Origin of the sequence: Streptomyces sp. NBC_01116 (assembly GCF_041435495.1) — a bacterium.
Classification (GTDB): Bacteria; Actinomycetota; Actinomycetes; order Streptomycetales; family Streptomycetaceae; genus Streptomyces.
In genome coordinates, this window is record NZ_CP108644.1 from 8,595,874 (window position 1) to 8,621,271 (window position 25,398).

General features: G+C 67.7%; 12 protein-coding genes and 1 pseudogene. 5 read left to right on the forward strand and 8 right to left on the reverse strand.

The window, feature by feature from the left end; genetic code table 11:
• The first annotated feature begins 143 nt into the window (after positions 1-143).
• Positions 144-752, forward strand: a complete 609-nt coding sequence (locus tag OG245_RS37270) for a hypothetical protein (RefSeq protein WP_358728159.1) — start codon at positions 144-146, stop codon at positions 750-752.
• The gene (locus OG245_RS37275; RefSeq protein ID WP_371621472.1) at positions 746-1,516 is read left to right on the forward strand and encodes a hypothetical protein; all 771 of its coding nucleotides are present in this window, start codon (positions 746-748) and stop codon (positions 1,514-1,516) included. Before OG245_RS37270 ends, OG245_RS37275 begins: the two co-directional genes overlap by 7 nt.
• Here the strand turns inward: OG245_RS37275 and OG245_RS37280 are convergent.
• The 7 genes from OG245_RS37280 to OG245_RS37310 form a co-directional block, all read right to left on the reverse strand.
• Entirely contained in the window at positions 1,487-5,041 is a 3,555-nt protein-coding gene (locus OG245_RS37280; protein WP_371627757.1) for a Helicase associated domain protein, read from the reverse strand. The genes OG245_RS37275 and OG245_RS37280 overlap by 30 nt on opposite strands.
• A gap of 96 nt (positions 5,042-5,137) precedes the next feature.
• Positions 5,138-5,695 carry an XRE family transcriptional regulator gene (locus OG245_RS37285; protein ID WP_358728147.1) on the reverse strand — a complete coding sequence of 186 codons (558 nt, stop codon included), beginning with the start codon at positions 5,693-5,695 and terminating at the stop codon, positions 5,138-5,140.
• A 3-nt stretch (positions 5,696-5,698) separates the two neighbouring features.
• Entirely contained in the window at positions 5,699-7,813 is a 2,115-nt protein-coding gene (locus OG245_RS37290; protein WP_371627758.1) for a helix-turn-helix domain-containing protein, read from the reverse strand.
• A 287-nt stretch (positions 7,814-8,100) separates the two neighbouring features.
• Positions 8,101-8,589: a hypothetical protein gene (locus OG245_RS37295; RefSeq protein WP_371621469.1), complete on the reverse strand. Its 489-nt coding sequence runs from the start codon at positions 8,587-8,589 to the stop codon at positions 8,101-8,103.
• Between the two features lie 125 nt (positions 8,590-8,714).
• Positions 8,715-9,152 carry a hypothetical protein gene (locus OG245_RS37300; protein ID WP_371621468.1) on the reverse strand — a complete coding sequence of 146 codons (438 nt, stop codon included), beginning with the start codon at positions 9,150-9,152 and terminating at the stop codon, positions 8,715-8,717.
• 301 nt (positions 9,153-9,453) lie between these two features.
• Positions 9,454-9,783 carry a DUF6233 domain-containing protein gene (locus tag OG245_RS37305; RefSeq protein WP_371621467.1) on the reverse strand — a complete coding sequence of 110 codons (330 nt, stop codon included), beginning with the start codon at positions 9,781-9,783 and terminating at the stop codon, positions 9,454-9,456.
• A gap of 2 nt (positions 9,784-9,785) precedes the next feature.
• A complete protein-coding gene (locus OG245_RS37310) occupies positions 9,786-10,142 on the reverse strand; it encodes a hypothetical protein (protein WP_371621466.1) in 357 nt (118 codons plus the stop codon).
• 174 nt (positions 10,143-10,316) lie between these two features.
• Between OG245_RS37310 and OG245_RS37315 the strand changes: the two genes are divergently transcribed.
• A complete protein-coding gene (locus tag OG245_RS37315; RefSeq protein WP_371621465.1) occupies positions 10,317-10,682 on the forward strand; it encodes a DUF4440 domain-containing protein in 366 nt (121 codons plus the stop codon).
• A 118-nt stretch (positions 10,683-10,800) separates the two neighbouring features.
• A complete protein-coding gene (locus OG245_RS37320; RefSeq protein ID WP_371628097.1) occupies positions 10,801-11,484 on the forward strand; it encodes a transposase in 684 nt (227 codons plus the stop codon).
• Between the two features lie 1,053 nt (positions 11,485-12,537).
• On the opposite strand, the pseudogene OG245_RS37325 reads toward OG245_RS37320, so the two are convergent.
• Positions 12,538-18,701 (reverse strand): annotated as a pseudogene (locus tag OG245_RS37325) (RHS repeat-associated core domain-containing protein).
• An 877-nt stretch (positions 18,702-19,578) separates the two neighbouring features.
• Here OG245_RS37325 and OG245_RS37330 point away from each other — a divergent pair.
• A partial coding sequence (locus OG245_RS37330; protein WP_371627759.1) for an RHS repeat-associated core domain-containing protein occupies positions 19,579-25,398 on the forward strand: 5,820 nt, incomplete at its 3' end.

The window sequence follows — 25,398 nt, forward strand, 5'->3', positions numbered from 1 at the left end:
GCAGTTCCTTCCATCCTGCGGCCGTCCTTGGCTCACTTCCTCAGGGCCGCAGCTGCCCCTTCCTGAAGCCAACGGCCGCAACGCGACGGGAGATTAGCCCGTTCGAGCACACCGTGATGATCCGATCGCACTAAGCTACGCCTGTGGTGGTTGGTGAAGACGCTCAGGTGAAGGGCTTCTCGGGGGCTCGAAGAGCCAAGCAGTGGCTCGAGGGCACGATGCGCATCTTCGGTGCGTACGCGAACACGGACTCGGAGTCCTGCGGCCGTCGGCTGACCCTCGCCTGGCCGTACGGAGGTCGGACCTTCTCCTTCGATCTGGGCGGCGCCATGCGCGGCGATCCCTACCAGAACGACATGTTCTGCGCCGAGGTCAAGAACTACGCCCAACCCAGCGACCAGGGCACGCAGTTCGACGAGTTCCTCGCCAAGTGCTATGTCGCCGCCCAGGCCCAGCACCATCTCAGCGACCACTTCATGTGGATCACCTGGGCACCGTTCCGGGCGAACTCCTGGTCCACCCTCAACTCACCTGACCAGGTGGAGAGCGCAGTCCTTCAGCACAGCAGCCGCGTTTTCGGCACCAGCGACCCCGCGGAAGCCCGAAAAATCCTGGACAGCGAACTCGCCCAGTCGGTCGCCGCACGCCTGTGGCTGATCGTCCTTTCGGACAAGCAGGAAACCCTCCTGCCGCTCAAGGACTGGGCAGCCATCGTCGCCGCCGAACTCACCCGCAGAGAGGGCTCGTGGTGAACCTCGTCGAACAGTCGATTGCCCAGGCCATGGACGAGCCCGACGACCGGATGATGTTCACCCAGGTCAAGGACATCGTCGCCCGGCACCTGCGCCGCATGGACCCCGGCGCCACCGTCACCAAAACCGAATTCTTCAACCACACCCACGTCCCCGACATGGTCCTGGAATGGCCCGGCAGACCCCGCACACCCCGCCGGTTCATCTACCTGCGCACCACATCGGACCAGCGCGAACTCGAGGACGACCTGCAACGTCTTCCCCGTGCAGACCGGCCGGTGCTTCTCGCGCTCGGTCAACTGCCCTCCACGCGGCAACGAGGAGACCTCCCCCCGCTACCCGGCAGCAGCACGTCGCTCCTCCTCGACGCTTCCGCGCTCGGCGCCCTCCAGCCGGCCGACGACTCTCCCGGCATCCCTCAGCTGGTGTCTCGCTCCGTCCTCGAAGGCGGCCGCGGCACCCTCGACAGACCGGCCACCGAGGAATTCCTGAATACGGTCGTCCAGGGAGCGGAAGCCGCCCGCGCGGGAGAACGCGTTCCCACCCGCGATGCTGTCGACGCCCTCACCGCACGCATGACCACCGACGTCGCCGACCGGATGTCAGCCTTCCTCGCCGCGCTCTGGCACTACTCGCCACCCGATGCCAGGGCAGAGCCGTCCCAGACACGGACGGCTACATTGCCGTGGCGGGCAACCACTATCTGGTGGGCCCGTGGGGCGCGCGACGCAGTCTCACTGTCGAGCTCTCCGAAACAGAGGTGACGATCCGCAGTAGCGGTTACCACACCGGCGGATTCCACGTCGTGACCTATGCCCGCAGTTGGGCAACAGGCATCCATCACACCCTCCCGCAGTCTCACACCGTGACCGGGCTCGGGAGCAGCCGCAGCCGTGAGGAGGCCGGGCCGTAGCTGCCGGCATGACGGGACGCCGCCTCCGCGCGGGGTTTCCACATCCGGCTGCCCTTTCCGCTGGCTCGGCTTCTGCAGGCTGAGTGGCCACGGCGTGCTGTGAGCGTGCAGCAGGCCGAGTAGGGCTAGCTACGGAGTCCCAGAAGCGCGTGCTGTGGTCAGTCGAATCAGCGCTGTGGGTGAGGAGGTGTTGTTGGTGGGGGTGGAGGGTGTGCCAGCGGGCGCGTTGCTGGGCGATCCAGCGGTGGAGTGCGTCGGGGAGGGGCGTGCTTCCGTTGATCGCGGTGCGGTATTGCTGGTAGGTGCGGTGCCAGGTATAGGGCCAGGGCGGGTTCCACCACGGGTCCAGGCTGGCGAGGGCGGCTGCGGTGGTGGCGGAGAGGGTGCCGGCGCGAGCGTTGCGGCGTTGGCGGCTCAGCCATGTGCCGAGGGGGAAGCCGTCTTGTCGGGTGTGTTTGTCCGGGGTGAGGTGGCCGTGCTGGACGGCGTAGGCGCGTGCGTGGTCGAGTCCGGGGCTGACGGGGTAGGAGCGTGTGGCCGGGGCGGGGCGTTCGCCTACAGGAGTGTGGGGTGTGATGCCGAGGGCGGTCAGGAGATCCTGCTGGCCGGGGTGGAGATGCTCCCAGGACTCCTGCTGGACACGGATCCAGCGGTAAAGGCCTCGGGGGTGGTTCGTGGGCGTTACGCCGTCGGCACCCGCAGCTGCCGTGCACAGGCGGTGGTAGGCCTGCTGCCACTGCAGGGGCCAGGCCGGATTCCACCACGGATCGATCATGGCCAGGGCTTTGGCCCGGGCAGAGGAGAGGCGCCCCTGATGGGCGCGCCGTCGTTGCCAAGCCAGCCACTTTCCCAACCGGAACCCGTTGAGGATGGTGCTGGTGGGAGCGGCGATGTGGCCGTATCGGGCGGCGTAAGTGCGGGCGTGTGCGAGCGCGGTGTCCAAAAGATCGGGCTCGGTGGAGGGAGCCGGTGGCTGGGCGGCGCGGGCTGTTTCGGCGGTGATGCCGATCCTGGCCAGCAGATGATGCTGTTCGGGGTGGAGCGTGCCGTAGCCGGCGCACTGACGCCTCAGCCAGCCGGCCAGCTCCTCCTCAAGGTCCGCAATGCTCGTACTACCGCCGTCGTCGACTGCGTACGCGGACTCTGACCGCTTCCGCACGCGACTCCAATTGCGTTGCCACTCCAAGGACCAGGTCGGACTCCACCAGGGGTCGAGCGCCGCCAGGAGCGTACTGACTGGCCACGTACCGCCCGTACCGCGATGGTGCTCCCGCGCCTTGCGGCGCTGTTCGCTCAGCCACCGGCCCAACGGAAACCCCTCGCAATACGCACTCCGGGGAATGGCGAGGTGGCCGTGCTGGGCGGCGTAGGTGCGCGCGTGGGCCAGCCCGGGGGCCGTACCGCAGAGCTGCGCGATGACCTCGTGGGGGCGAACAGCGGCGGTTTCGGCGGTGATGCCGATCTCCGCCAGCAGATGCTGCTGCGGCGGACGCAACTGCTTGTAGCCGATGCACTGTACAGACAGCCACGTGGCCCAGCCGTCACTGCCGTCCGGCCAGTGCCCTCCCGCAGCCGCCTGGCGCCGGTCTCGGACATGAGCGCGGATCCGGTGCCAGGTCCGCTGCCACGCCAAGGGCCACGGCGGGTTCCACCACACGTCGATCTCGTCGAGTACCTGCAGGTGCGGGCCGGCTTCGTCCTGACGGCGACCGAGGGAACGCTGGGCATTGAGCCACTGCCCCAGCGGAAATCCCTGGTAAGAGATGTTCTTGGTGGCCAGAGCAAGGCATCCGTGCTCGGCGACGAAGGCGCGCGCACGGACAAGAGCCGTATCGATGCCCGCTGTCCGGCTCGTTCGGCGTGGGCGTGCGCTGGCGGCCGCCTGGGCCGTGATGCCGATGACGGCCAGCAGACGGCGCTGCTCAGGATGGAGTGAGTCGTAGTCGGTGCACTGCAGATACAGCCACTCCCCAGTCAGCACGTGGGTGGCGGGGAAGCCATCGGCGGCGGTGAGGGGGCCGTGGCGCCTGGCGTGATCGCGGGCGCGGTAGTAGGAGCGCTGCCACTTCACCGACCAGGGGATGTTCCACCACGGATCCACATCCTTCAGGGCGGCGGCCTTCTCTTCCGGCAGGGCCAGGGCATGGGTCTGCTGGTTGTGCACCCATTTTCCCAGGGCGAAGGAGCCGACGCGGGTGTCGCGTTGGGTGGCGAGGTGGCCGTGCTGGGCGGCGTAGGTGCGCGCGTGGGCCAGGCCGGTGGCGAAGGCGCTCTCGGCGTGCACGCTGTGGCCCCGAAGCCGTTTCTGAGCCGGCAGGCCCTCTGTGCCTGCGGTCTGCCGATGCTGGTAACCCGCCAGAGCGTCGGCGAGAGGCCGGGGCCGGAACGCCAAGGGGACCTGCCACAGCCGCTGTTCGTCGTCTACACCGCCGCCCTTGGTACGGATGCACTGGTACGCCCAGGCAAACAGCGGTCCGTGGGTACAGGCGGCAAGACGCTCGGTGAGCCACGGCCGCCACAAGCGATGGCCTAGCTCGCAGGGCACGCAGGGCACATCAGCTAACCGGTAGGGCAGGTGACCACCACCGCCAGCAGCGACACGGAGCCGCCAGGCCGGGCTGGCCAGAAGCGTTGCGAGGGCGACGGCCTCGGGATAGGTGACCAGATCCCGCCCCAGGATCCGCCACCGCTGCGGATCCTCGCCCGCGGGCATGGCCGCATCCAGCCGCATCGGCCACAGGTGCTCCTCAGGCCACTGCTGGGCCCACCACCAGGCTGTGACCGCCTCAGCGACCTCGAACGCCGAACCAGCGACGGGGGAGCGGCGCAGCAGCTTCCGGTGATCCTCCTGGGCCTGGACCACCTCCGGGCATCCGGCCAGCTCGACGACACGGCCCCCGCTGCCAGGCACGCTCATCAACCAGTACCGGTGGCGTAGGCAGACTCGTTGGTGCGCCGCCAGGTACACCCGGGCCGGTGCAACGCGACCGGTCCGCGCAGCCACACAGCCCGGGCACGCCGGACCCCAGGCAGCAACCGTCTCCACCCCGTTGTGGAGCCGCGCCGTCGGCCTCTCTTTCGAGGGGCCCAGCGGCTCCTCTCGCATCCAGGCTGGCAACGCGCGGCCTAGATCCACCTGCGGCACCCGAGACAGCGCTGCGACCCGGTCCCGGGCCGCAGCGTTCAAGAACACCTCACTGTCGCCCTGCAGAGCCCCGGCCACGCCTTGGCGGCCGGCCACTTCGGTAACCGACGACAGCAGACTCCGCACTGACAGGCCGTACCTGTCCGCGATCCGCTCCAGGAACGACAGCGTCATCTCACCTTGCAGAGGAGCCACCCGAAAGGCGCCCGCGGCCAGCAACAGCTTCCCCACCCCCGTCGCTTGTGACAGCTATCGTGCTTCGGCTCAACAGTGTGATCCGGCTACCCGACCACAACAGGCAGTGCCGGGCCCGCGGCCGGTGTCCGGTCAGTAGTCGAGGTCGAGGTAGTCGATGTCGTTGAGGGTGACGTCGGAGAGACCTGCCGCTCGGTCTCCGCCGTCTTGGAAGTAGATCTCTTTGAAGCCTTCGGCGATGATGCCGCGCATCTCCTGCTCGCTGACTCCGGATTCACGGGCGTCGAAGAGGCGTTGTGCGTACGTCGCGGGGAGGTGCACGGTGAGTCGCCGGAATCGTCCGTCGTCGGTGGTGCCGACCGGCGCGGTGTAGCCGAACCGGGCCCGGGTTTCCACGGTGATCCCGCCTGTGGCGGCGGCTTGCTTCTGCCGACGCTTGCGGACCATGGGCTGCCAGCGCTGCCGTACGGCGTCATCGATCTTCGCGGCGACGTCGGCGCGGGCGTGCTTGCGGGCGCCGCGCCGGTAGCGGTTGACGGAGTCGGCGGTGACCCCGAGCTCCGCCGCGACGGCCTTGGCGCTGCCCATCTGCTTGAGCAGATAGCCGATCTGGCCCTTGAGGGTCTTGGGCGGCTGGCGGGTGAAGCTCTCCCGGTCGGCCCGCTCGATGGCGTCCTCGATCTCCCCCACGGTCTACTCTCCTTCGTCCAGGACGGCGTCGCCGCCCTTGATGTGGCGGGCGGGGTTGAGACCCTTCTCCATGAGGTCGACCGCCCACAGCATCGACTGGACGCCTTCCAGTTTTGCCAGGCCCGGGGTGGGTCCGAGGCGGAAGGCGCCGGGCTGCGGCTTGCCGGACGCGGCGTAGGGGAGGAAGTCGAGCGGGCTCTCACCCGGGCTCGGGTAGACGACGCAGTCGGAGAGTACGGCGAGCGGGTACAGGCCGGTCATCTTGACCATGTTGTTGAGCTTGCGGTGCATGTTGACCCGGGCCTTGCTGATGACGGCGGCCCGGATGTCGGGGCGCCACGTCGGCCGGGCCAGGGCCGGCCACGTCTCGCCCTCCTTGTAGGACTTGCCCTGCGGGCGCTCGCGGAGCTTGCCGACGCCGCCCTTCACCGTGGCCTTGATCGCGGACAGGACGGCGGCCAGCGCCGGGTCGTTCTGCTTGTGCTGCTCCATCGCCGCCAGGAACTCCACGTCGGTGAGGTCCTTGGTGACGCCGAGGTCGGCGAGGGTGTCGACGTAGGCGTTCTTCAGCCGGTCGTGCCACGGGTCCAGGTACGCCCCGGTCTCGCGGCGCAGGTACGCCTCGACCGGGTGCACGTCGTGCCCGAGCTCCTGGGCGTAGGCGAGGGTGTGCGTCTGGTACCAGGCCGGTCCCGTCGGCCGGGTGCCGTCGGGGGTGAACGGGGAGGGCAGGCGCGGGTCCAGCTCGATGTGGCTGAGGTCGGCCAGCCAGCTCCCGGGGATCTTCGGGTTGAACTTCGGGGTGTGGAAGTGGTCCGGGGCGGAGAGGCCGACGACCAGGCGGGCCGCAGCGGCGAGGAACGCCGTGTTGAGGTCCAGGCCGACCGCGAAGGGCAGGGTGCACTCCTCATCGGACAGCGTCTGAACCGACCGCACCCACTGGTAGGCCTCTTCGTTCAGGAAGCCGCCCTTCCAGCCCGAGTTCACGACGACGGGGTGTTCCGGGGTGGCCTCCGGCGGCGCCGGGTCCATCGGCTCCGTCCCGAGCGAGCCCGCGTTGTAGCCGGACACCCAGTTCCCGGTCTCCTCGTCCCGCACGGCCTTCGTCGGCGGGCGCAGCGCCGTCATCAGCTCCAGCCCGGACACGGCCGTCGAGCCGCGCGGCGTGATGACCCGCATCGCGTACACCCCCAGCACGCGGGCGATATCGGCCGGCTCCATCTCGCTGACACCGGGCCAGGACCGCTCATCGAGCGCGTTCCACGACAGGACTGCCAGCTGCACGCACTGCCGCTCGCGGCCCTGCGCCTTGCGGTAGATCCGGGCCCACGGGCCGAAGCCCCGCTGGGTGAGTTGCCACTTGGCCTTCGTCACCTGCTTGACGACGGGGTGGTCCTCCGGGAGGCGCAGGGAGCGGCGCTGCTCGTGGCCCTCCAGGCGCTCGGGCAGTCCGAGCTTCACGGCGGCGGCCGCGGTGAGCACGATCAGCGGGTCGGAGTCCTTGCCGTACCGGTTGAGCTTCGCGGCACCGAGGCCGGACTCGCGCAGCGTCCACTCCACCAGCTCCGGGATCGTGGCCGCCGGGCAGTCCAGCACGATCCCGCCCGCGCCGTACGCGGAGCCGTCGCCGTCCAGCACGGCGAGCGGGCCGTGGGGGAAGCGCGGGTCGACGGCGGGCGCGGCAGCCTTCTTGGCCGCCGGACGCCGCGACGTCACCGAACGTGCGGGACGTTCGGACACCGCCAGGACGGCCGCGGCCTGAACCGGCGCGGCAACCTCCGCCTGCTCCGGGGCGGCCGAGCCGGTGAACGTCTCGGGCACCTCCGGCTGCGGCGCGACGACCGGTGCGGGCGCGGCCGGGGAAGTGTGCGCGGGGTACTTCGCTGCCCACCCCTTCAGGAGCCGCTGGTAAGCCTCCAGGCGCGGCGACTTCGGTTCTGAGCGGCCGTTCTCGTAGTTCTTCACCGTCTGCGTCGACGTTTTCAGCGCGACCGCGAGGCGGGCCTGGGTAATGCCGGCGGCCTCACGCAGCCGGGCACGCTCCGCCGGAGGCGGGAGCTGCGGCTCCTCCTCCAACAGCGCGTCCACGCTCGCGAACAGCTCTTCCTCAGACGCCATGGGTGGGTCTCCTTTCGTGCCCTCACCCTAGCAGTGTTTACCCTAGCTTTTAGCCTCTTTTTTTAACCCGTTCTGATTTATTGGCGGGCGAGGTGTGGACACGCGGAAGGCCGTCCAGCGGATGCCGGACGGCCTTCGGTCTCACATCTCACAGACTCGCCAGAAGGACTTTCACCTGCGGAAACACCCCAAGAGGCTCACAGGCGGACGGACTCGGGCTCTGTGCCCCTGACCTCGGCCAGACCGTGAGTCCACGGTGCAGCCCTCCGGAGTCAGCAGAGCGTGGGCTACACCTTCTCGGGGATCGTGTCGTCGATGACGATCTCCGGCTCCGGATCATCCGGACTCGTGGCGGCCTTGATCCGGTCGATCGCGGGGGCGATAGCGTTGTACACCCGGCGGGAAGCCGCCGCGTTCTCCGGGGTGTTGTTCCACTTCGACGTGTGAGCGTTGGCGTCCAGTTCCTTGAGGTAGGCCACGAGGTTCGTGCCGGTCATCGACACCTCCACAAGCCCCCGGTTGGCGCGCGGGCCGGTGGAGATCCCGGACACCGTCGCCTTCACCGTGATCGTGGGTCCGTTGCTGGGGTTCACACCGTCCGGCTTCGTCTCGTTCCACAGGTCTTTCGAGCAGACGATCGTGACCCGGGCAATGCCGGCGGCCTTGGTGAGCCGGTCGTCGTGCTTGGCCGGGGACTGGGTGCAACCTGCCAGCGCGAGGCCGGCGACAGCGGCGACGGCCAGGGCCGTACGCGGTGAGCGAGAGGGTTTCGACATATTCACCACGTCATCCTTGAGCAGCACCGCAACCCAAACCGCCTCATGACGGAAAGACGGCTGAAAGTGCTACTTAAGGCCGATTTCCGTGTGTGCGGGCGCCACCTCGACGGTGGCCGCCCTCCTCAGCGGCGGCCGACAGCGATCCGGACGAGGACGTTCGGGATGAGGCAGAACGCAGCGAGGCTGCAGACGACGAGGAGCGTGAGGAACAACCAGTAGGTGAACCCGTGTCCGGTGGACTGCGCGGCGAGCGAGGCGTAGGTCAGCGTGATCAGGGACGCGGTCAGAGCGAGCCCCGCCGCCCAGCCTGTGCAGCTCAGGCCCAGCCCCAGCCCGATGAACGCCCAGAACAGGGCGGGGCCGAGCATCGCCACGACCGCGGGGACCGGCGAGGCAGGCACATCATGCGTGGCGATCAGGGCGTTGAGGGACGGGAAACAGACAACCCCCCAGAACAGGCTGTACGCACCGAGCAGACCAACAAGGGCGAAGCCGGCGGCTCCCAGAGGCCGACGCGCGGGGGCCGGGGCGGGACGATCGGAACGGGGAAGTGTGGTCACGGCCTGATGGTGGGCGGTCCTGCCCCTGTCCGAGAGGGCTTTCGCCAGCGGTCACCGGAACGGGTGTCCCACCATCACGGCGACCCCATGTCCCGACTTCTGTCCCCGCGACCGACGACGGAACGGTACCGTCGTCGGTGCGCGGTACCCGGTCGCGTGTCCCGGAAACGGGCAGAGGTCTCTTGAGAGGCCCCGGGCCACCTCCCACCCACTGCACCAGTGACGCGGATGACCGACGACGGCCCCGGCCTCGGCACCCGACGGCCCGTTCGGCGTGAACATCTCCACGGAACAGCCGCTCCTACTCCTGACCGAGCCCTGCACCCGGCCGGCACGCCTCACACGACTGGATATCCGGCATCGTCACCGCGACCAGCGCATAGTCCCGGTCGATGAAACCGATCCGGGCCTGGTAGAGCCCACAGTCCCCGCGGTGCAGCAGTGCTGGCGACGTCGGCGTCTTCTGCTGGATCTTCCACCGCAGCGCGGCACGCTCCTGCTCCTCCAGGTCCCGGATGCGTTTCTGAACCTGCCCGAGCTGCCAGCGCAGCCACTCCTCCAACGCCCTGTTCTTCTCCAGCAGCGATGGCCCCTCGGCCGGCCGGCCCTCCGGGGCGTCATCGTCGGGCACGACTACGCCTCGGCTGCCGACTCGTGGGCGTGCTTCAGCCGCATCCTGGCCTCGACCACCTTGCCGTTCTCGACCGTCTCCCAGAACGGGTGCGTGGACACTACGGCGGACAGCCGCAGCACCTCCGCACGCAGACGGGCCACCTCGGACCGCTGGTCGTCGGTGTAGCCGGGACTGTCCGGCTTGCCGGACCGGTAGGAGGAGTGCAATTGCCTGTCGGCTTCCCACCCGGCCATGGGCTCGGCGGACCAGGGGAGGGTGCGGGCGTATTCCTCGGAGGCGTGGCGGGCGCGGTGAAGAGCGACCTGGGCATCGAGGAGATCGCTCGGGAAGTCGAAGACGGTCTCGTTCTTGGACACCCCCTAATGGTACGTCTGTTCGATTTTCGGATGCGAGCAGCCGCACCGGGATCCGGCCGCCGCTCCCCCGGCCGACGGAGTGCGTTCGCGAGTTCTGACGGCACCGCGGTGCCGTCGTCGCGGCGAGCGATCAATCAACTGTGCCTTCGCAAGCAGCGTCCGTAGGGTTTGCGCATGACGGATGAGAGTGAGCGGGCCATGCAGGCGGCCATCGACGGGGAGATGCGGCTCCTCGATCCCGAGGTGCGCGCCTCCCCGGACCGTGTCCTGGAGCTTCTGGATCCGGAGTTCATCGAGTTCGGGGCTTCCGGGCGCCGGTGGGACGTGGAGTCGATCCTCACCGTGACGAGCGGAGACTCGGTGTCCCCCGAGTCCCCGGTCAAGGTCAGCGAGATGACCGGCACCGCCCTCGCTCCAGGTGTCGTTCATCTGACGTACCTCGCCGACAACCAGGGCCGCAGGGCATGGCGGAGCTCTCTGTGGCGTCTGACAGCGTCGGGCTGGCGGATGTACTTCCACCAGGCCACTCTGACCGGTTGAGGCACCCCACCGACCGCCGAGCGGGGCGGCGGGCTGGGCGCTGCGCACCCGCCGGGCGAGCGGCTGCTTCACCGCCTGGTCCGACTCCGGTTCGGGTCGAGCTCTGGCGGACCGGGATCTGTATCTACCGAAGTCCTGGACCTCCGACCGTGACCGCTGCCAGGCGGCGAAGATCCCCGACGAGCGGGGCTTCGCGACCAAGGGGGAGCTGGCCAGAGACATCGTGCGCCGCTGTCTGGCCGCGGGTCTACCGGCTGCCTGGGTGACCGCGGATGAGGCGTACGGGCAGGACTGGAACTTCCGCCGCCTGCTCGAACAGCTTGGCCTCGGTTACGTGGTGGCGGTGCTCAAGTCCCAGCAGATCAAGTCCCTGGCCGGGATCTGGCGCATCGACGAGCTCATCGACGAAGCCCCCCGTCGATGCCCGGCAGCGGCTGTCCTGTGGCGACGGGGCGAAGGGCCCACGCGTCTACCACTGGGCCGCGGCGAAACTGCCCGCCAACATCATCTTCGATCCGGATCTGCCGACCCATCACCGCTGGGTGCTGGCCCGCCGCAGTCTCTCCGACCCCGCCGAGATCGCCTACTACCTCGCTCACGCGCCCGTCGGCATCGAGACCGAAGAACTCTCCCGGGGCGCCGGCAGCCGGTGGGCGGTGGGCGGTGGGCGGTGGGCGGTGGGCGGTCAAGGAATGCTTCCAAGCCGCGAAGAACGAATGTGGCCTTGACGAGTACGAAGTCCGCCGCTACCCCGGCTGGTACCGGCACACCACCCTCGCCATGCTCGCCCACGCCGTTCTGACCGCACTCGCCGCCCAGGCCGCCGTCGAGGCCGTAAAAGGGGCTGCAGAAACGGATCAGCTCTCGTCCCGCTCACCGTGGCGGAGATCCGGCGGCTCCTGGACACTCTCCTGCCTCATCCCCGAGCCGACCACGATCCCGTCACCCACGCACTGAACTGGTTCGCCTGGAGAAGACGCCGCTAGGCCATCGCCCGCCACTGTCACGACCGAAGGTTTTCCGATCGGGCCAGTTTCCTCACCCTTGCCATCTAGCCGGTCGAGGGCTTCAGCAGAGGGCTCCGGACTACGGATCAGCCACCATGTGCCTAGAAGTCCCCCGCTCAGAGCTACGAGCGTGACTGTGGCAGCAGAGAGCCGGAGCCACCCATCGTGGTCAACAGAGAAGACTGCTGCGCCAAAGCATATGAGCCACCAGAACCCAGTTCTGCGCAGCCACAACTCAATCCCATCTGACACAGAATACTCCTTAAAGTAACTTTTGACCGGAATCATCGCGTCCGGCTCTGCTTGGCGAAGTGTGCCTGCCGACGATCTCGCAGCGCGCACTCAGATCGCATCGAAGTGTCCACTCTTCGCCGCTGGTTGAGGCTTTCTGGCAACCTTTGTCCTGTTGTGCGCGTCCGAGCCTACTTGAGGAAATCCGTGGCGGGCACGGCAAATTCTTGATGCGCGGGCTTCGGGACTGACGGTGATGCCGGCGTAGGCCTATTGCGCAAATCACTCATGAATTATCGCGACCCGGATCATCTTTTCGCAAACCGGACCGACGGAGCGTGATTGATTTATGTATGAGGAATGGAACGGCAAGTGAAGCGACTGCGGGGGGGATGAAGAGTAAGAAGATTTCCAGTCTTTGCGTTATGGCTGCCCATAGTGCGCAAGCGTGAATTAGTACGACTAGCAGCGAGGTGAGCGTTGATTCTCTTTTGGAATTCACCATTTACACTCAAGTGTCACGGGGGTAATCCCTCTCGGGCGAGGCCCGTCTTCGCCCTGCCTCGGCAGGGCGAAGACGGGCCTCTCGGCTGAAGTTTATTGTCCGATGCGAGCCGTCAGAATCGGCCACGCCACCTTCGGATGGTGTATTTCGGGTACCACCGGGGGGTGGCGCGATTGTAGATGTGGGCCATACCGTTCCAGGCGAACCTACGGCCGTGGCGAACGACATTCCTCCCGTGCCAGTAGGCGCTGGGTATTCCTGTTACAGAAAGAGCGCTACCCACACAGCGAGACCGTCCCCATCTCCCCCCGCACGACCTTCTGATCTTCCGGATATTCCAGGCATTCTTGGCTGACCGAGCCCACCCTCCAGGGGTGAAGTAGGCCCCGAACATTACCGTTGAATGCAACATGTCATAGCTAGCGTGCTTCCGGCGCTTCTTCTTCCACCAGCTCCATCGTCCGTCGAGGTCGTATTTGTTGAGGGGGTCGGCGGTGACGTATTCGTAGGCGTTGGCGTTGCCTCCGTATACGGGGTCGATGCTGAGGAAGCGTCCGGTGGTGGGGTTGTAGAGGCGGACGCCCATGAGTGTGAGGTTGTTGGGTGTTTCGGTGGAGCGTTGTTTGGCGCCGAGCCAGTTGTAGCGGGTGGGGGTTTGGCCGGTGCGGGGGTTTCCGTATTCGTCGCTGTCGAGTGCGACGGGGGGGTTGTTGATGTCCAGCGGGAGTTGCAGGGCGATGTCGCCGTGGATGGTTGTGAGGTGGAGGACGGTGTCGCCGGTTTTGGTGGTGGTGGCGGCGAGGTCTCCGGAGGTGGATTCGATGTTGCGGGTGAGGGTGCCGGTGGTGTCCTCGGTGATCCAGCGGGGGCTGTCGCTGTCGCTGTCGTAGTGGTTGGTCTTGGCTCCGGTCTGGGTCCAGGTGGTGCCGGTGGCGGTTTCGGTCGTCCAGGAGCGGAAGCGCAGTGCGGCGTCGAGCTGCCAGGTCTGGCGTTCGGTGCTGGTGGTGACCTGGTGGGCGAGGTCGTTGGCGTAGTAGCCGACGGTGCTGCCGGGCAGTGCGGTGGTACGGCCGAGGTTGTCGTAGGTGTAGCCGGTGTCGACGAGCCGGTCGGCGCTGTCGTAGGTGTGGGTGGTGGTGGTGCCGCCGGTGGTGGGGCAGGCCTCGGTGGGCTCGCCGGTGGCGGTGGTCAGGCCGGTGCGGTTGGTGCGTTTGTCGAAGGTGTAGGTGCGGCGGGTGCAGGTCTCGCCGGCGGTGTCGTGGACGTTGGTGAGGCGGCCGGCCTTGTCGTACTTGTAGTTCTGGGCGGACCAGCCCTGGTGGCTGGTGACCTGGCCGTGGGCGGACTCGGTGACGGTGTCGGTGTAGAGGCTCGTGCCGTCACTGTCGCGGGTGTAGGCCCGTGAGACAGCGGCTCCGGTCGGGTCCTCGGTGGCGGTCATGGTGTATCCGCCGGGCAGTTTCTCTGTGGCCAGGGATCCGTCGGCGTCGTAGGACGGGACGAAGTCACCGGCGACGGAGTCGCTGATCTTGGTGGTCAGGCCGCGGGGCTCGAGGTTGTGGTTGTAGGTGTAGGTGGTGGTCGAGGGGACCGTGTCGGACAGCTTGACGGGCCGGTCGAGCAGGTCGTACTCGGTCGTGGTCTTCCCCCGTCGGCGTCGGTGTAGGTCGCCTGGCGGCCGAGCTTGTCGTAGGTCTTGGTGATGGTGCCCGCGGTCGGGGAGGTGATCTTGGTGATCTGGCCGGTGACCGTGTCGTACTCGTTGGTCGTCTCGGGGACGGCCTGGCCCAGGCCGCCGGTGACGGTGGTCTTCAGCGGGCGGGCGGCCGAGTCGTGGGTTGTGGTGGTCGTGCGGGTGGTGCCGTTGGCGGTGTCGGTGGCCTGGGTGACCTGGCCGAAGTACCCGTACTCGGTCGTCGTGTCGGGGAGATTGGCGGGCTGGCTGCCGCCGCCGGTGATGGCGCCTGCGGGACCGGTCCAGCAGGGCTGGTCGGCCCACTCGGGGCGGCCCTTGCACCATCCGGTGCCGTCCGCTGCCCAGTACTCGGTGATCCGGGTGGCGGCGTCGCTTCCGGTGCTGCCGGGCAGCCCCTGGGAGATGACACGGCCCTGGGCGTCGTAGCCGGTGGAGGTTCCCAGGTTCAGGCCTCCGGCGTCCTGGAGGGACAGCACGGGCAGGCCCTTCACCCAGTCGTACTGCGTCTGGGTGACGCGCTTCTCACCCATGAGGGAGTAGTGGTCCCGCACCCGGGCGCCGGTGATTTCCAGGGTGACCTGGTCCTTGACCGTCGCAGTTCCGTTGGTGGGGCGGCCCTCGTCGTATTCCTTGACCGTCCAGGAACGGGCCGGAACCGAGGTGCCGGCCGGAACGACCGTGGTGGTGCCGTCCTTGAGGTCCTCGGCCAGGTCCACACGGTGCAGCGGCCCGAACTCCTCCAGCTCGCGGGTACCTGTCTCGTTGTAGAGCGAGGTGGTCGACAGCACCTGAGCACGCTCGGACGAGGACTGGGCGATGATGCCCAGGTCGGTGAGGGTCTCCTTGTGCGCGTCGGTGGCGCCGAGCGCGAGTTCCCGGTTCCCGGCCGTCAGCTCACGGACGGTGTTGCCGAACCGGTCGTACTCGGTCGTGGTGATGTTCGCACCCGGGCTGAGGCTGTTGACCTGACGGCCGGAGACGTTCAGGTAGTTCACTGCGGCCCGCGCGTAGTTGCCGGGCGCCAGGTCCTCACCGGAGTTCGAGGTGGGAACGACGTCGGCGGGAAAGACGGCGGTGGCGTCGGTCGGGGCGTCGAACTGCCCCCACGCGGCCACGTTGCCGGCGCCCATCGCCACCGGAGCCTTGGCCCCGGTCAGCGGCACGCCGTAGACGACGGTGCTGACAGCGGTGCCTTCAGTCTGGTCGAGCGTGCCCTGCTTGAGTCCGGCACGTGAGACGTTCAGCAGCATGCCGTCGTTGGGGACCGAACCGCTGCCGGCGTTGCCGTAGTCGAAGGAGTAGGGCAGCTGCCCGTCCGATTCGGTCCATGTCACCCGGTCGCCCCAGTAGGCGTACTGGGTCTGGGCCTGCCGGCCTACCCGCGGGTCCCAGGACTGGCGCAGGGCGCCGGTGGAGTCGTAGCGGTAGCCCGCCACCGCGGTCGCCGTCGCGGCGGCGGCGCCGGGCGCGGTCGCCCACAGCTTGATCTGCTTGACCTGTCCGGTGAAGTCACCGAACTGGGCGTCCGAGCCGGTGCCCGTCGCCGTGGTGGCGGTGGCGTACTCGAACTCCAGCACCCGGCAGCCCTTGGTCGCCGGAGCGGTCTCGCAGGCCGCAGTCGTGACCGCGGAGGTCGGGGCGATGACCCGCTTGGGCCGCGCGAGCTTCTTGCCCGCCACGGTCACCGTCTCAGAGACGATCTTCGTGGTGGAATGCGTCAGCCCGTCCACCAGCGTGCTGGAAACCTGCCACGTCGTCGCGGCCGGATCGGGCTTGGTGAACGTGGTCACCGAGCCTTCGGTGTCCGACAGGGTGAACGTGGTGCCTACCGTGCCCTTGAGCGTCAGGCTTTCCAGCCCCGGCTCCGATACCCAGCCGGTCTTGGCGGCGTTGGCGGTGAAGTGGAGCGCGTCGCCCTCGAGCATCACCACGTCGACCGCGGTGTCGGAGACCCTGCGGACGTGGGAGTACTCGGACTCGCTGAGCTCGGCGACCGTGCCAGCCACCCAGTGCTTGCCGAAGATCGGGGCCTGGCCCTCCTGCTTGGCCGCCTTGTCCGGCACCCGCGAGGACGCCGTACGCGTGACCGACATCTCGAAGGCGGAGGCGTCCGTCTCGGAGAGGGTGTAGTCACCGGTCAGCAGGTTCAGAGAGCCGGGTCCGACCTCGGTCGTGGCCGCACCGTCGGCGTTGCGGTCCACCACCAGGTTCAGGGCGGGAGACGCGCTGGCCGCCGAGTTGGGGCCGGTGAAGTCGGCCTTCAGCTGGATGCTGCCGTCAGGGTTGACGGTGTCGGTGGTGTTCCACACCAGCGGAGCGTTCTTCCCGTTGACCAGCGGAACCGGCCAGGCCGTCAGCGCGGTGCCTCCGGAGGTGACGTCACCTGCGGGGATCTTCACCCACGGGTCGGCCTCCGAGCGGCGCCAGGAGAAGGACACCTGGTTGTATTTGCCCGCTTCGGCCTCGGCCACCAGCGGCAGACGCCGCGCGGTGCGTTCTCCCTCCGAGGGCTGGGAGAACCCGCCCGAACCGGCGTGGAAGATGTACTCGCGGGCCTCGGACTTGTTGTCCGCCTTGTCGGCCGACCGCACCTGCAGGGTGTGGGTGCCGTTACGGGGCGGGGTCACGCTGATCGCCTTCGCCGCGGACGAGCCGCCGGTGACGACCTTCGTCCAGGTCACCCCGTCCAGCGACCACTCCAGCCAGTTGTGATCAGCGGCCGGCGGCGTCACCGTGAACGTGCCCGGCTGGCCCGCGCCCTTGACCCACTGCCCGGAGGGGTAGTCGGTGGAGGTGATCTGCGTCGGCGCCGACGGTGCGGAGGTATCGACCGTGAACGTCTTCCACGCCGACCAGCCGGTGTTGTAGTGCGCCCCGTCGTAGGGGCTGGTGCGGAACTTGTAGGTCTTCCCGTTGACCAGCACGCCGGCGGGGACCGTCACGGACGCGGCCTGGCCCGATGCCACGTACTTCGAGACGATCGGACTGCCGACCTGCGTGTTGGTGACGTTGTCGTAGACCTGGAAGGTCCCGTTGACCTTGTCACCGTTCGCGTCGACGAACGTGTCCCGCAGCGTCGGTGTGAGGGTGTTCACGACGTAGTTGCCGGCGTAGGAGAAGAACGGAGGACCGGCCTCCTGCTTGGTACCCGTGCGCGGCCGGTGGTTGTAGGTCACCGACAGCTTCGGCGGGTTCTTCGCCGCGTTGGCGGAGTTCACCCGCTTCCACTGGGCCGTCACCGTCTCGCTGGTGGCCCGCAGACCCGTGTGCCCGCGGGTCGCCTTGGCACTGGCCCACTCCTGCGCCAGCGCCGTCACATCGGCGTTGATCCAGCCGTCCGTGACCGAGCCGCAGGCAGGGTTGCCCTTTGTCTCAGTGGAGGTGGCCTTCTTCGCCGTCCAGGCCGGCTGCGCGGTCCAGCGCGACGAGGTGGCCGGAGCCCCGGTGGACCACACCTCCCACGGATACGCCTTGCAGTCGGTGTTCGCAGAGTGGAAGTTCCACAGGCTCAGCTTCGCGCTGGAGACCAGCGAGTCCGCGATCGGCGCCGTGTTCCAGGTGATGAAGGAACGGGCCGTCCGGGGTGTCCCGTTCGCGTTCGTCGTGCCCGGGTTGCCGAGGTCGAGCTCGGTATCGGTGGACAGATCGGTCGTCTCACCCTGCTGCACATAGGTGTCGAACAGGTTCCCCAGCGCCGAGGTCGAAGGATCGACCGTGACCGGGTACTGCGTCTTCGGGTCCGCCAGGAACTCGGCGTCTGGCGTGACCACCAGGTCCACACCGCCCGGCGACTTCACGACCTTCATCGCGACGGGAGAACGCCGGGTGTGCTCGCCGGAGGCCTTGTCGACGCTCGCGTCCCACATCACCGGCGCCGGCATCACGGCCGTCTTCTTCGACTTCTTGTCCGTGAAGAGGACGCTGCCGTCCTTCTGCTGCTTGACCTTCAGACCCTTGGTCCTCAGCGGAAGCGTGTAGGAGAAACCCGCGGCAGGCGGGTTCTTCAGCTCGACAAACTGCTCGAACCCGGTACGGGTTGCCTCGACAATCACGTCGGCACCGGGCACCGCGTTGACATACGTGGCACGCGTCCCGTCAAGCTCGGGCGCCGGCAGACCGCCTCGCCACTGCAGCGTGATCTGCCCGTCACCCTCGCCCAGGGTCACCAGGTCAGTAGCGGGCGCCGCCTGAGAAGCCTTCAGCGACGAAGCTCTCTTCCCAGTCTTCCCTGACAGCCGCAGCCCTTCCGGATGAGCATGCGGGGCGACCGACCCGTCGGGCAATGCCTCCAGATCCACATTCACATCGCGCCACTGATCGGAATCATCCCTGAACCGGACAGGGCCAGCCGCGATCTCCGTCGTGAGGGAACCGTCCTTATTCACCCACGTCGTGGAGGAATCGGTCCTCTCCGACAGAGCTTCCACCCGTTTGCCCGACAAGCGGGCAAGGACACGGGCCGACGAAAGATCCCCTGCCTCCGTCGCGTACTTCCGCGATTCCTTGTCCGCAGGCTGGGCACTCTGCCCGGCAGGACCGGCAATCGCCGTCTCCGCCCCCTGCAGCACCGTAACCGCCATGGTCAGCGCGATGGACGTGGCAACCCCACGCTTCCACGCACCAGGCGCAGGCCGGGCAACACGGTGCCAGGCCGTAAACCGTTGATTCATCGAGAGAAACCCCCCAAGAAAAGCTGCCTTTTGGCAGCAAGGGGAAACTAACCAACGTCAAAAGATGGCAAAGAGGGCTAACTGACCACAAAGGAGATCTTCACACAACGGTCACGAAAAACTTGTCTGGAAACAGCTCCACTCACAGGGAACTCTGAAACCAGACAACAAGCACGAAACGAACCTCCCCAAGCGGCACCCCCACCTCAACAAAACCCCACGAGGTAGCTCGCAGGCTCTGGCCTTGCCGTGCGAAGCCGCCGTCACGACGGGTCCCCGCGACGCGGGAGGCGCGGATGCCTTGCGAACCGAAGCGTCATGCCTACAACTGAGGCATCAACTCTCATTTGAGTCGAAGGAGAGTTGATGCCCCTCAGTTGTAGGCGGGACCTTTGGTTTGCAAGCAAAGGGTCCGGCCGTGTGAGGGAGGGGATGCGCGTGACGGTCGCTTCGCGCGGCACTCCAGATCCTGCATTCGTGGGGTTTTGTTGAGGTGGGGGTGCCGCTTGGGGAGGTTCGTTTCGTGCTTGTTGTCTGGTTTCAGAGTTCCCTGTGAGTGGAGCTGTTTCCAGACAAGTTTTTCGTGACCGTTGTGTGAAGATCTCCTTTGTGGTCAGTTAGCCCTCTTTGCCATCTTTTGACGTTGGTTAGTTTCCCTTGCTGCCAAAAGGCAGCTTTTCTTGGGGGGTTTCTCTCGATGAATCAACGGTTTACGGCCTGGCACCGTGTTGCCCGGCCTGCGCCTGGTGCGTGGAAGCGTGGGGTTGCCACGTCCATCGCGCTGACCATGGCGGTTACGGTGCTGCAGGGGGCGGAGACGGCGATTGCCGGTCCTGCCGGGCAGAGTGCCCAGCCTGCGGACAAGGAATCGCGGAAGTACGCGACGGAGGCAGGGGATCTTTCGTCGGCCCGTGTCCTTGCCCGCTTGTCGGGCAAACGGGTGGAAGCTCTGTCGGAGAGGACCGATTCCTCCACGACGTGGGTGAATAAGGACGGTTCCCTCACGACGGAGATCGCGGCTGGCCCTGTCCGGTTCAGGGATGATTCCGATCAGTGGCGCGATGTGAATGTGGATCTGGAGGCATTGCCCGACGGGTCGGTCGCCCCGCATGCTCATCCGGAAGGGCTGCGGCTGTCAGGGAAGACTGGGAAGAGAGCTTCGTCGCTGAAGGCTTCTCAGGCGGCGCCCGCTACTGACCTGGTGACCCTGGGCGAGGGTGACGGGCAGATCACGCTGCAGTGGCGAGGCGGTCTGCCGGCGCCCGAGCTTGACGGGACGCGTGCCACGTATGTCAACGCGGTGCCCGGTGCCGACGTGATTGTCGAGGCAACCCGTACCGGGTTCGAGCAGTTTGTCGAGCTGAAGAACCCGCCTGCCGCGGGTTTCTCCTACACGCTTCCGCTGAGGACCAAGGGTCTGAAGGTCAAGCAGCAGAAGGACGGCAGCGTCCTCTTCACGGACAAGAAGTCGAAGAAGACGGCCGTGATGCCGGCGCCGGTGATGTGGGACGCGAGCGTCGACAAGGCCTCCGGCGAGCACACCCGGCGTTCTCCCGTCGCGATGAAGGTCGTGAAGTCGCCGGGCGGTGTGGACCTGGTGGTCACGCCAGACGCCGAGTTCCTGGCGGACCCGAAGACGCAGTACCCGGTCACGGTCGATCCTTCGACCTCGGCGCTGGGGAACCTGTTCGACACCTATGTGCAGCAGGGTGAGACGACCGATCTGTCCACCGATACCGAGCTCGACCTCGGCAACCCGGGCACGACGAACGCGAACGGGACACCCCGGACGGCCCGTTCCTTCATCACCTGGAACACGGCGCCGATCGCGGACTCGCTGGTCTCCAGCGCGAAGCTGAGCCTGTGGAACTTCCACTCTGCGAACACCGACTGCAAGGCGTATCCGTGGGAGGTGTGGTCCACCGGGGCTCCGGCCACCTCGTCGCGCTGGACCGCGCAGCCGGCCTGGACGGCGAAGAAGGCCACCTCCACTGAGACAAAGGGCAACCCTGCCTGCGGCTCGGTCACGGACGGCTGGATCAACGCCGATGTGACGGCGCTGGCGCAGGAGTGGGCCAGTGCCAAGGCGACCCGCGGGCACACGGGTCTGCGGGCCACCAGCGAGACGGTGACGGCCCAGTGGAAGCGGGTGAACTCCGCCAACGCGGCGAAGAACCCGCCGAAGCTGTCGGTGACCTACAACCACCGGCCGCGCACGGGTACCAAGCAGGAGGCCGGTCCTCCGTTCTTCTCCTACGCCGGCAACTACGTCGTGAACACCCTCACACCGACGCTGCGGGACACGTTCGTCGACGCGAACGGTGACAAGGTCAACGGGACCTTCCAGGTCTACGACAACGTCACCAACACGCAGGTCGGCAGTCCGATCGTCTCGAAGTACGTGGCATCGGGCCAGGCCGCGTCCGTGACGGTCCCCGCCGGCGTGCTGGTCAACGGGAAGACCTACAAGTTCCGCACCAGCCCCTACGACGGGGCGCACTACAACACCGGCTGGTCGGCGTGGAAGACGTTCACGGTCGATACCTCCGCACCGTCGGCGCCGACGCAGATCACCTCCACCGACTACCCCTCCGGGCAGTGGGTCAAGGGCGCGGGCCAGCCGGGCACGTTCACGGTGACGCCGCCGGCCGCTGATCACAACTGGCTGGAGTGGTCGCTGGACGGGGTGACCTGGACGAAGGTCGTCACCGGCGGCTCGTCCGCGGCGAAGGCGATCAGCGTGACCCCGCCCCGTAACGGCACCCACACCCTGCAGGTGCGGTCGGCCGACAAGGCGGACAACAAGTCCGAGGCCCGCGAGTACATCTTCCACGCCGGTTCGGGCGGGTTCTCCCAGCCCTCGGAGGGAGAACGCACCGCGCGGCGTCTGCCGCTGGTGGCCGAGGCCGAAGCGGGCAAATACAACCAGGTGTCCTTCTCCTGGCGCCGCTCGGAGGCCGACCCGTGGGTGAAGATCCCCGCAGGTGACGTCACCTCCGGAGGCACCGCGCTGACGGCCTGGCCGGTTCCGCTGGTCAACGGGAAGAACGCTCCGCTGGTGTGGAACACCACCGACACCGTCAACCCTGACGGCAGCATCCAGCTGAAGGCCGACTTCACCGGCCCCAACTCGGCGGCCAGCGCGTCTCCCGCCCTGAACCTGGTGGTGGACCGCAACGCCGACGGTGCGGCCACGACCGAGGTCGGACCCGGCTCTCTGAACCTGCTGACCGGTGACTACACCCTCTCCGAGACGGACGCCTCCGCCTTCGAGATGTCGGTCACGCGTACGGCGTCCTCGCGGGTGCCGGACAAGGCGGCCAAGCAGGAGGGCCAGGCCCCGATCTTCGGCAAGCACTGGGTGGCTGGCACGGTCGCCGAGCTCAGCGAGTCCGAGTACTCCCACGTCCGCAGGGTCTCCGACACCGCGGTCGACGTGGTGATGCTCGAGGGCGACGCGCTCCACTTCACCGCCAACGCCGCCAAGACCGGCTGGGTATCGGAGCCGGGGCTGGAAAGCCTGACGCTCAAGGGCACGGTAGGCACCACGTTCACCCTGTCGGACACCGAAGGCTCGGTGACCACGTTCACCAAGCCCGATCCGGCCGCGACGACGTGGCAGGTTTCCAGCACGCTGGTGGACGGGCTGACGCATTCCACCACGAAGATCGTCTCTGAGACGGTGACCGTGGCGGGCAAGAAGCTCGCGCGGCCCAAGCGGGTCATCGCCCCGACCTCCGCGGTCACGACTGCGGCCTGCGAGACCGCTCCGGCGACCAAGGGCTGCCGGGTGCTGGAGTTCGAGTACGCCACCGCCACCACGGCGACGGGCACCGGCTCGGACGCCCAGTTCGGTGACTTCACCGGACAGGTCAAGCAGATCAAGCTGTGGGCGACCGCGCCCGGCGCCGCCGCCGCGACGGCGACCGCGGTGGCGGGCTACCGCTACGACTCCACCGGCGCCCTGCGCCAGTCCTGGGACCCGCGGGTAGGCCGGCAGGCCCAGACCCAGTACGCCTACTGGGGCGACCGGGTGACATGGACCGAATCGGACGGGCAGCTGCCCTACTCCTTCGACTACGGCAACGCCGGCAGCGGTTCGGTCCCCAACGACGGCATGCTGCTGAACGTCTCACGTGCCGGACTCAAGCAGGGCACGCTCGACCAGACTGAAGGCACCGCTGTCAGCACCGTCGTCTACGGCGTGCCGCTGACCGGGGCCAAGGCTCCGGTGGCGATGGGCGCCGGCAACGTGGCCGCGTGGGGGCAGTTCGACGCCCCGACCGACGCCACCGCCGTCTTTCCCGCCGACGTCGTTCCCACCTCGAACTCCGGTGAGGACCTGGCGCCCGGCAACTACGCGCGGGCCGCAGTGAACTACCTGAACGTCTCCGGCCGTCAGGTCAACAGCCTCAGCCCGGGTGCGAACATCACCACGACCGAGTACGACCGGTTCGGCAACACCGTCCGTGAGCTGACGGCCGGGAACCGGGAACTCGCGCTCGGCGCCACCGACGCGCACAAGGAGACCCTCACCGACCTGGGCATCATCGCCCAGTCCTCGTCCGAGCGTGCTCAGGTGCTGTCGACCACCTCGCTCTACAACGAGACAGGTACCCGCGAGCTGGAGGAGTTCGGGCCGCTGCACCGTGTGGACCTGGCCGAGGACCTCAAGGACGGCACCACCACGGTCGTTCCGGCCGGCACCTCGGTTCCGGCCCGTTCCTGGACGGTCAAGGAATACGACGAGGGCCGCCCCACCAACGGAACTGCGACGGTCAAGGACCAGGTCACCCTGGAAATCACCGGCGCCCGGGTGCGGGACCACTACTCCCTCATGGGTGAGAAGCGCGTCACCCAGACGCAGTACGACTGGGTGAAGGGCCTGCCCGTGCTGTCCCTCCAGGACGCCGGAGGCCTGAACCTGGGAACCTCCACCGGCTACGACGCCCAGGGCCGTGTCATCTCCCAGGGGCTGCCCGGCAGCACCGGAAGCGACGCCGCCACCCGGATCACCGAGTACTGGGCAGCGGACGGCACCGGATGGTGCAAGGGCCGCCCCGAGTGGGCCGACCAGCCCTGCTGGACCGGTCCCGCAGGCGCCATCACCGGCGGCGGCAGCCAGCCCGCCAATCTCCCCGACACGACGACCGAGTACGGGTACTTCGGCCAGGTCACCCAGGCCACCGACACCGCCAACGGCACCACCCGCACGACCACCACAACCCACGACTCGGCCGCCCGCCCGCTGAAGACCACCGTCACCGGCGGCCTGGGCCAGGCCGTCCCCGAGACGACCAACGAGTACGACACGGTCACCGGCCAGATCACCAAGATCACCTCCCCGACCGCGGGCACCATCACCAAGACCTACGACAAGCTCGGCCGCCAGGCGACCTACACCGACGCCGACGGGGGGAAGACCACGACCGAGTACGACCTGCTCGACCGGCCCGTCAAGCTGTCCGACACGGTCCCCTCGACCACCACCTACACCTACAACCACAACCTCGAGCCCCGCGGCCTGACCACCAAGATCAGCGACTCCGTCGCCGGTGACTTCGTCCCGTCCTACGACGCCGACGGATCCCTGGCCACAGAGAAACTGCCCGGCGGATACACCATGACCGCCACCGAGGACCCGACCGGAGCCGCTGTCTCACGGGCCTACACCCGCGACAGTGACGGCACGAGCCTCTACACCGACACCGTCACCGAGTCCGCCCACGGCCAGGTCACCAGCCACCAGGGCTGGTCCGCCCAGAACTACAAGTACGACAAGGCCGGCCGCCTCACCAACGTCCACGACACCGCCGGCGAGACCTGCACCCGCCGCACCTACACCTTCGACAAACGCACCAACCGCACCGGCCTGACCACCGCCACCGGCGAGCCCACCGAGGCCTGCCCCACCACCGGCGGCACCACCACCACCCACACCTACGACAGCGCCGACCGGCTCGTCGACACCGGCTACACCTACGACAACCTCGGCCGTACCACCGCACTGCCCGGCAGCACCGTCGGCTACTACGCCAACGACCTCGCCCACCAGGTCACCACCAGCACCGAACGCCAGACCTGGCAGCTCGACGCCGCACTGCGCTTCCGCTCCTGGACGACCGAAACCGCCACCGGCACCACCTGGACCCAGACCGGAGCCAAGACCAACCACTACGACAGCGACAGCGACAGCCCCCGCTGGATCACCGAGGACACCACCGGCACCCTCACCCGCAACATCGAATCCACCTCCGGAGACCTCGCCGCCACCACCACCAAAACCGGCGACACCGTCCTCCACCTCACAACCATCCACGGCGACATCGCCCTGCAACTCCCGCTGGACATCAACAACCCCCCCGTCGCACTCGACAGCGACGAATACGGAAACCCCCGCACCGGCCAAACCCCCACCCGCTACAACTGGCTCGGCGCCAAACAACGCTCCACCGAAACACCCAACAACCTCACACTCATGGGCGTCCGCCTCTACAACCCCACCACCGGACGCTTCCTCAGCATCGACCCCGTATACGGAGGCAACGCCAACGCCTACGAATACGTCACCGCCGACCCCCTCAACAAATACGACCTCGACGGACGA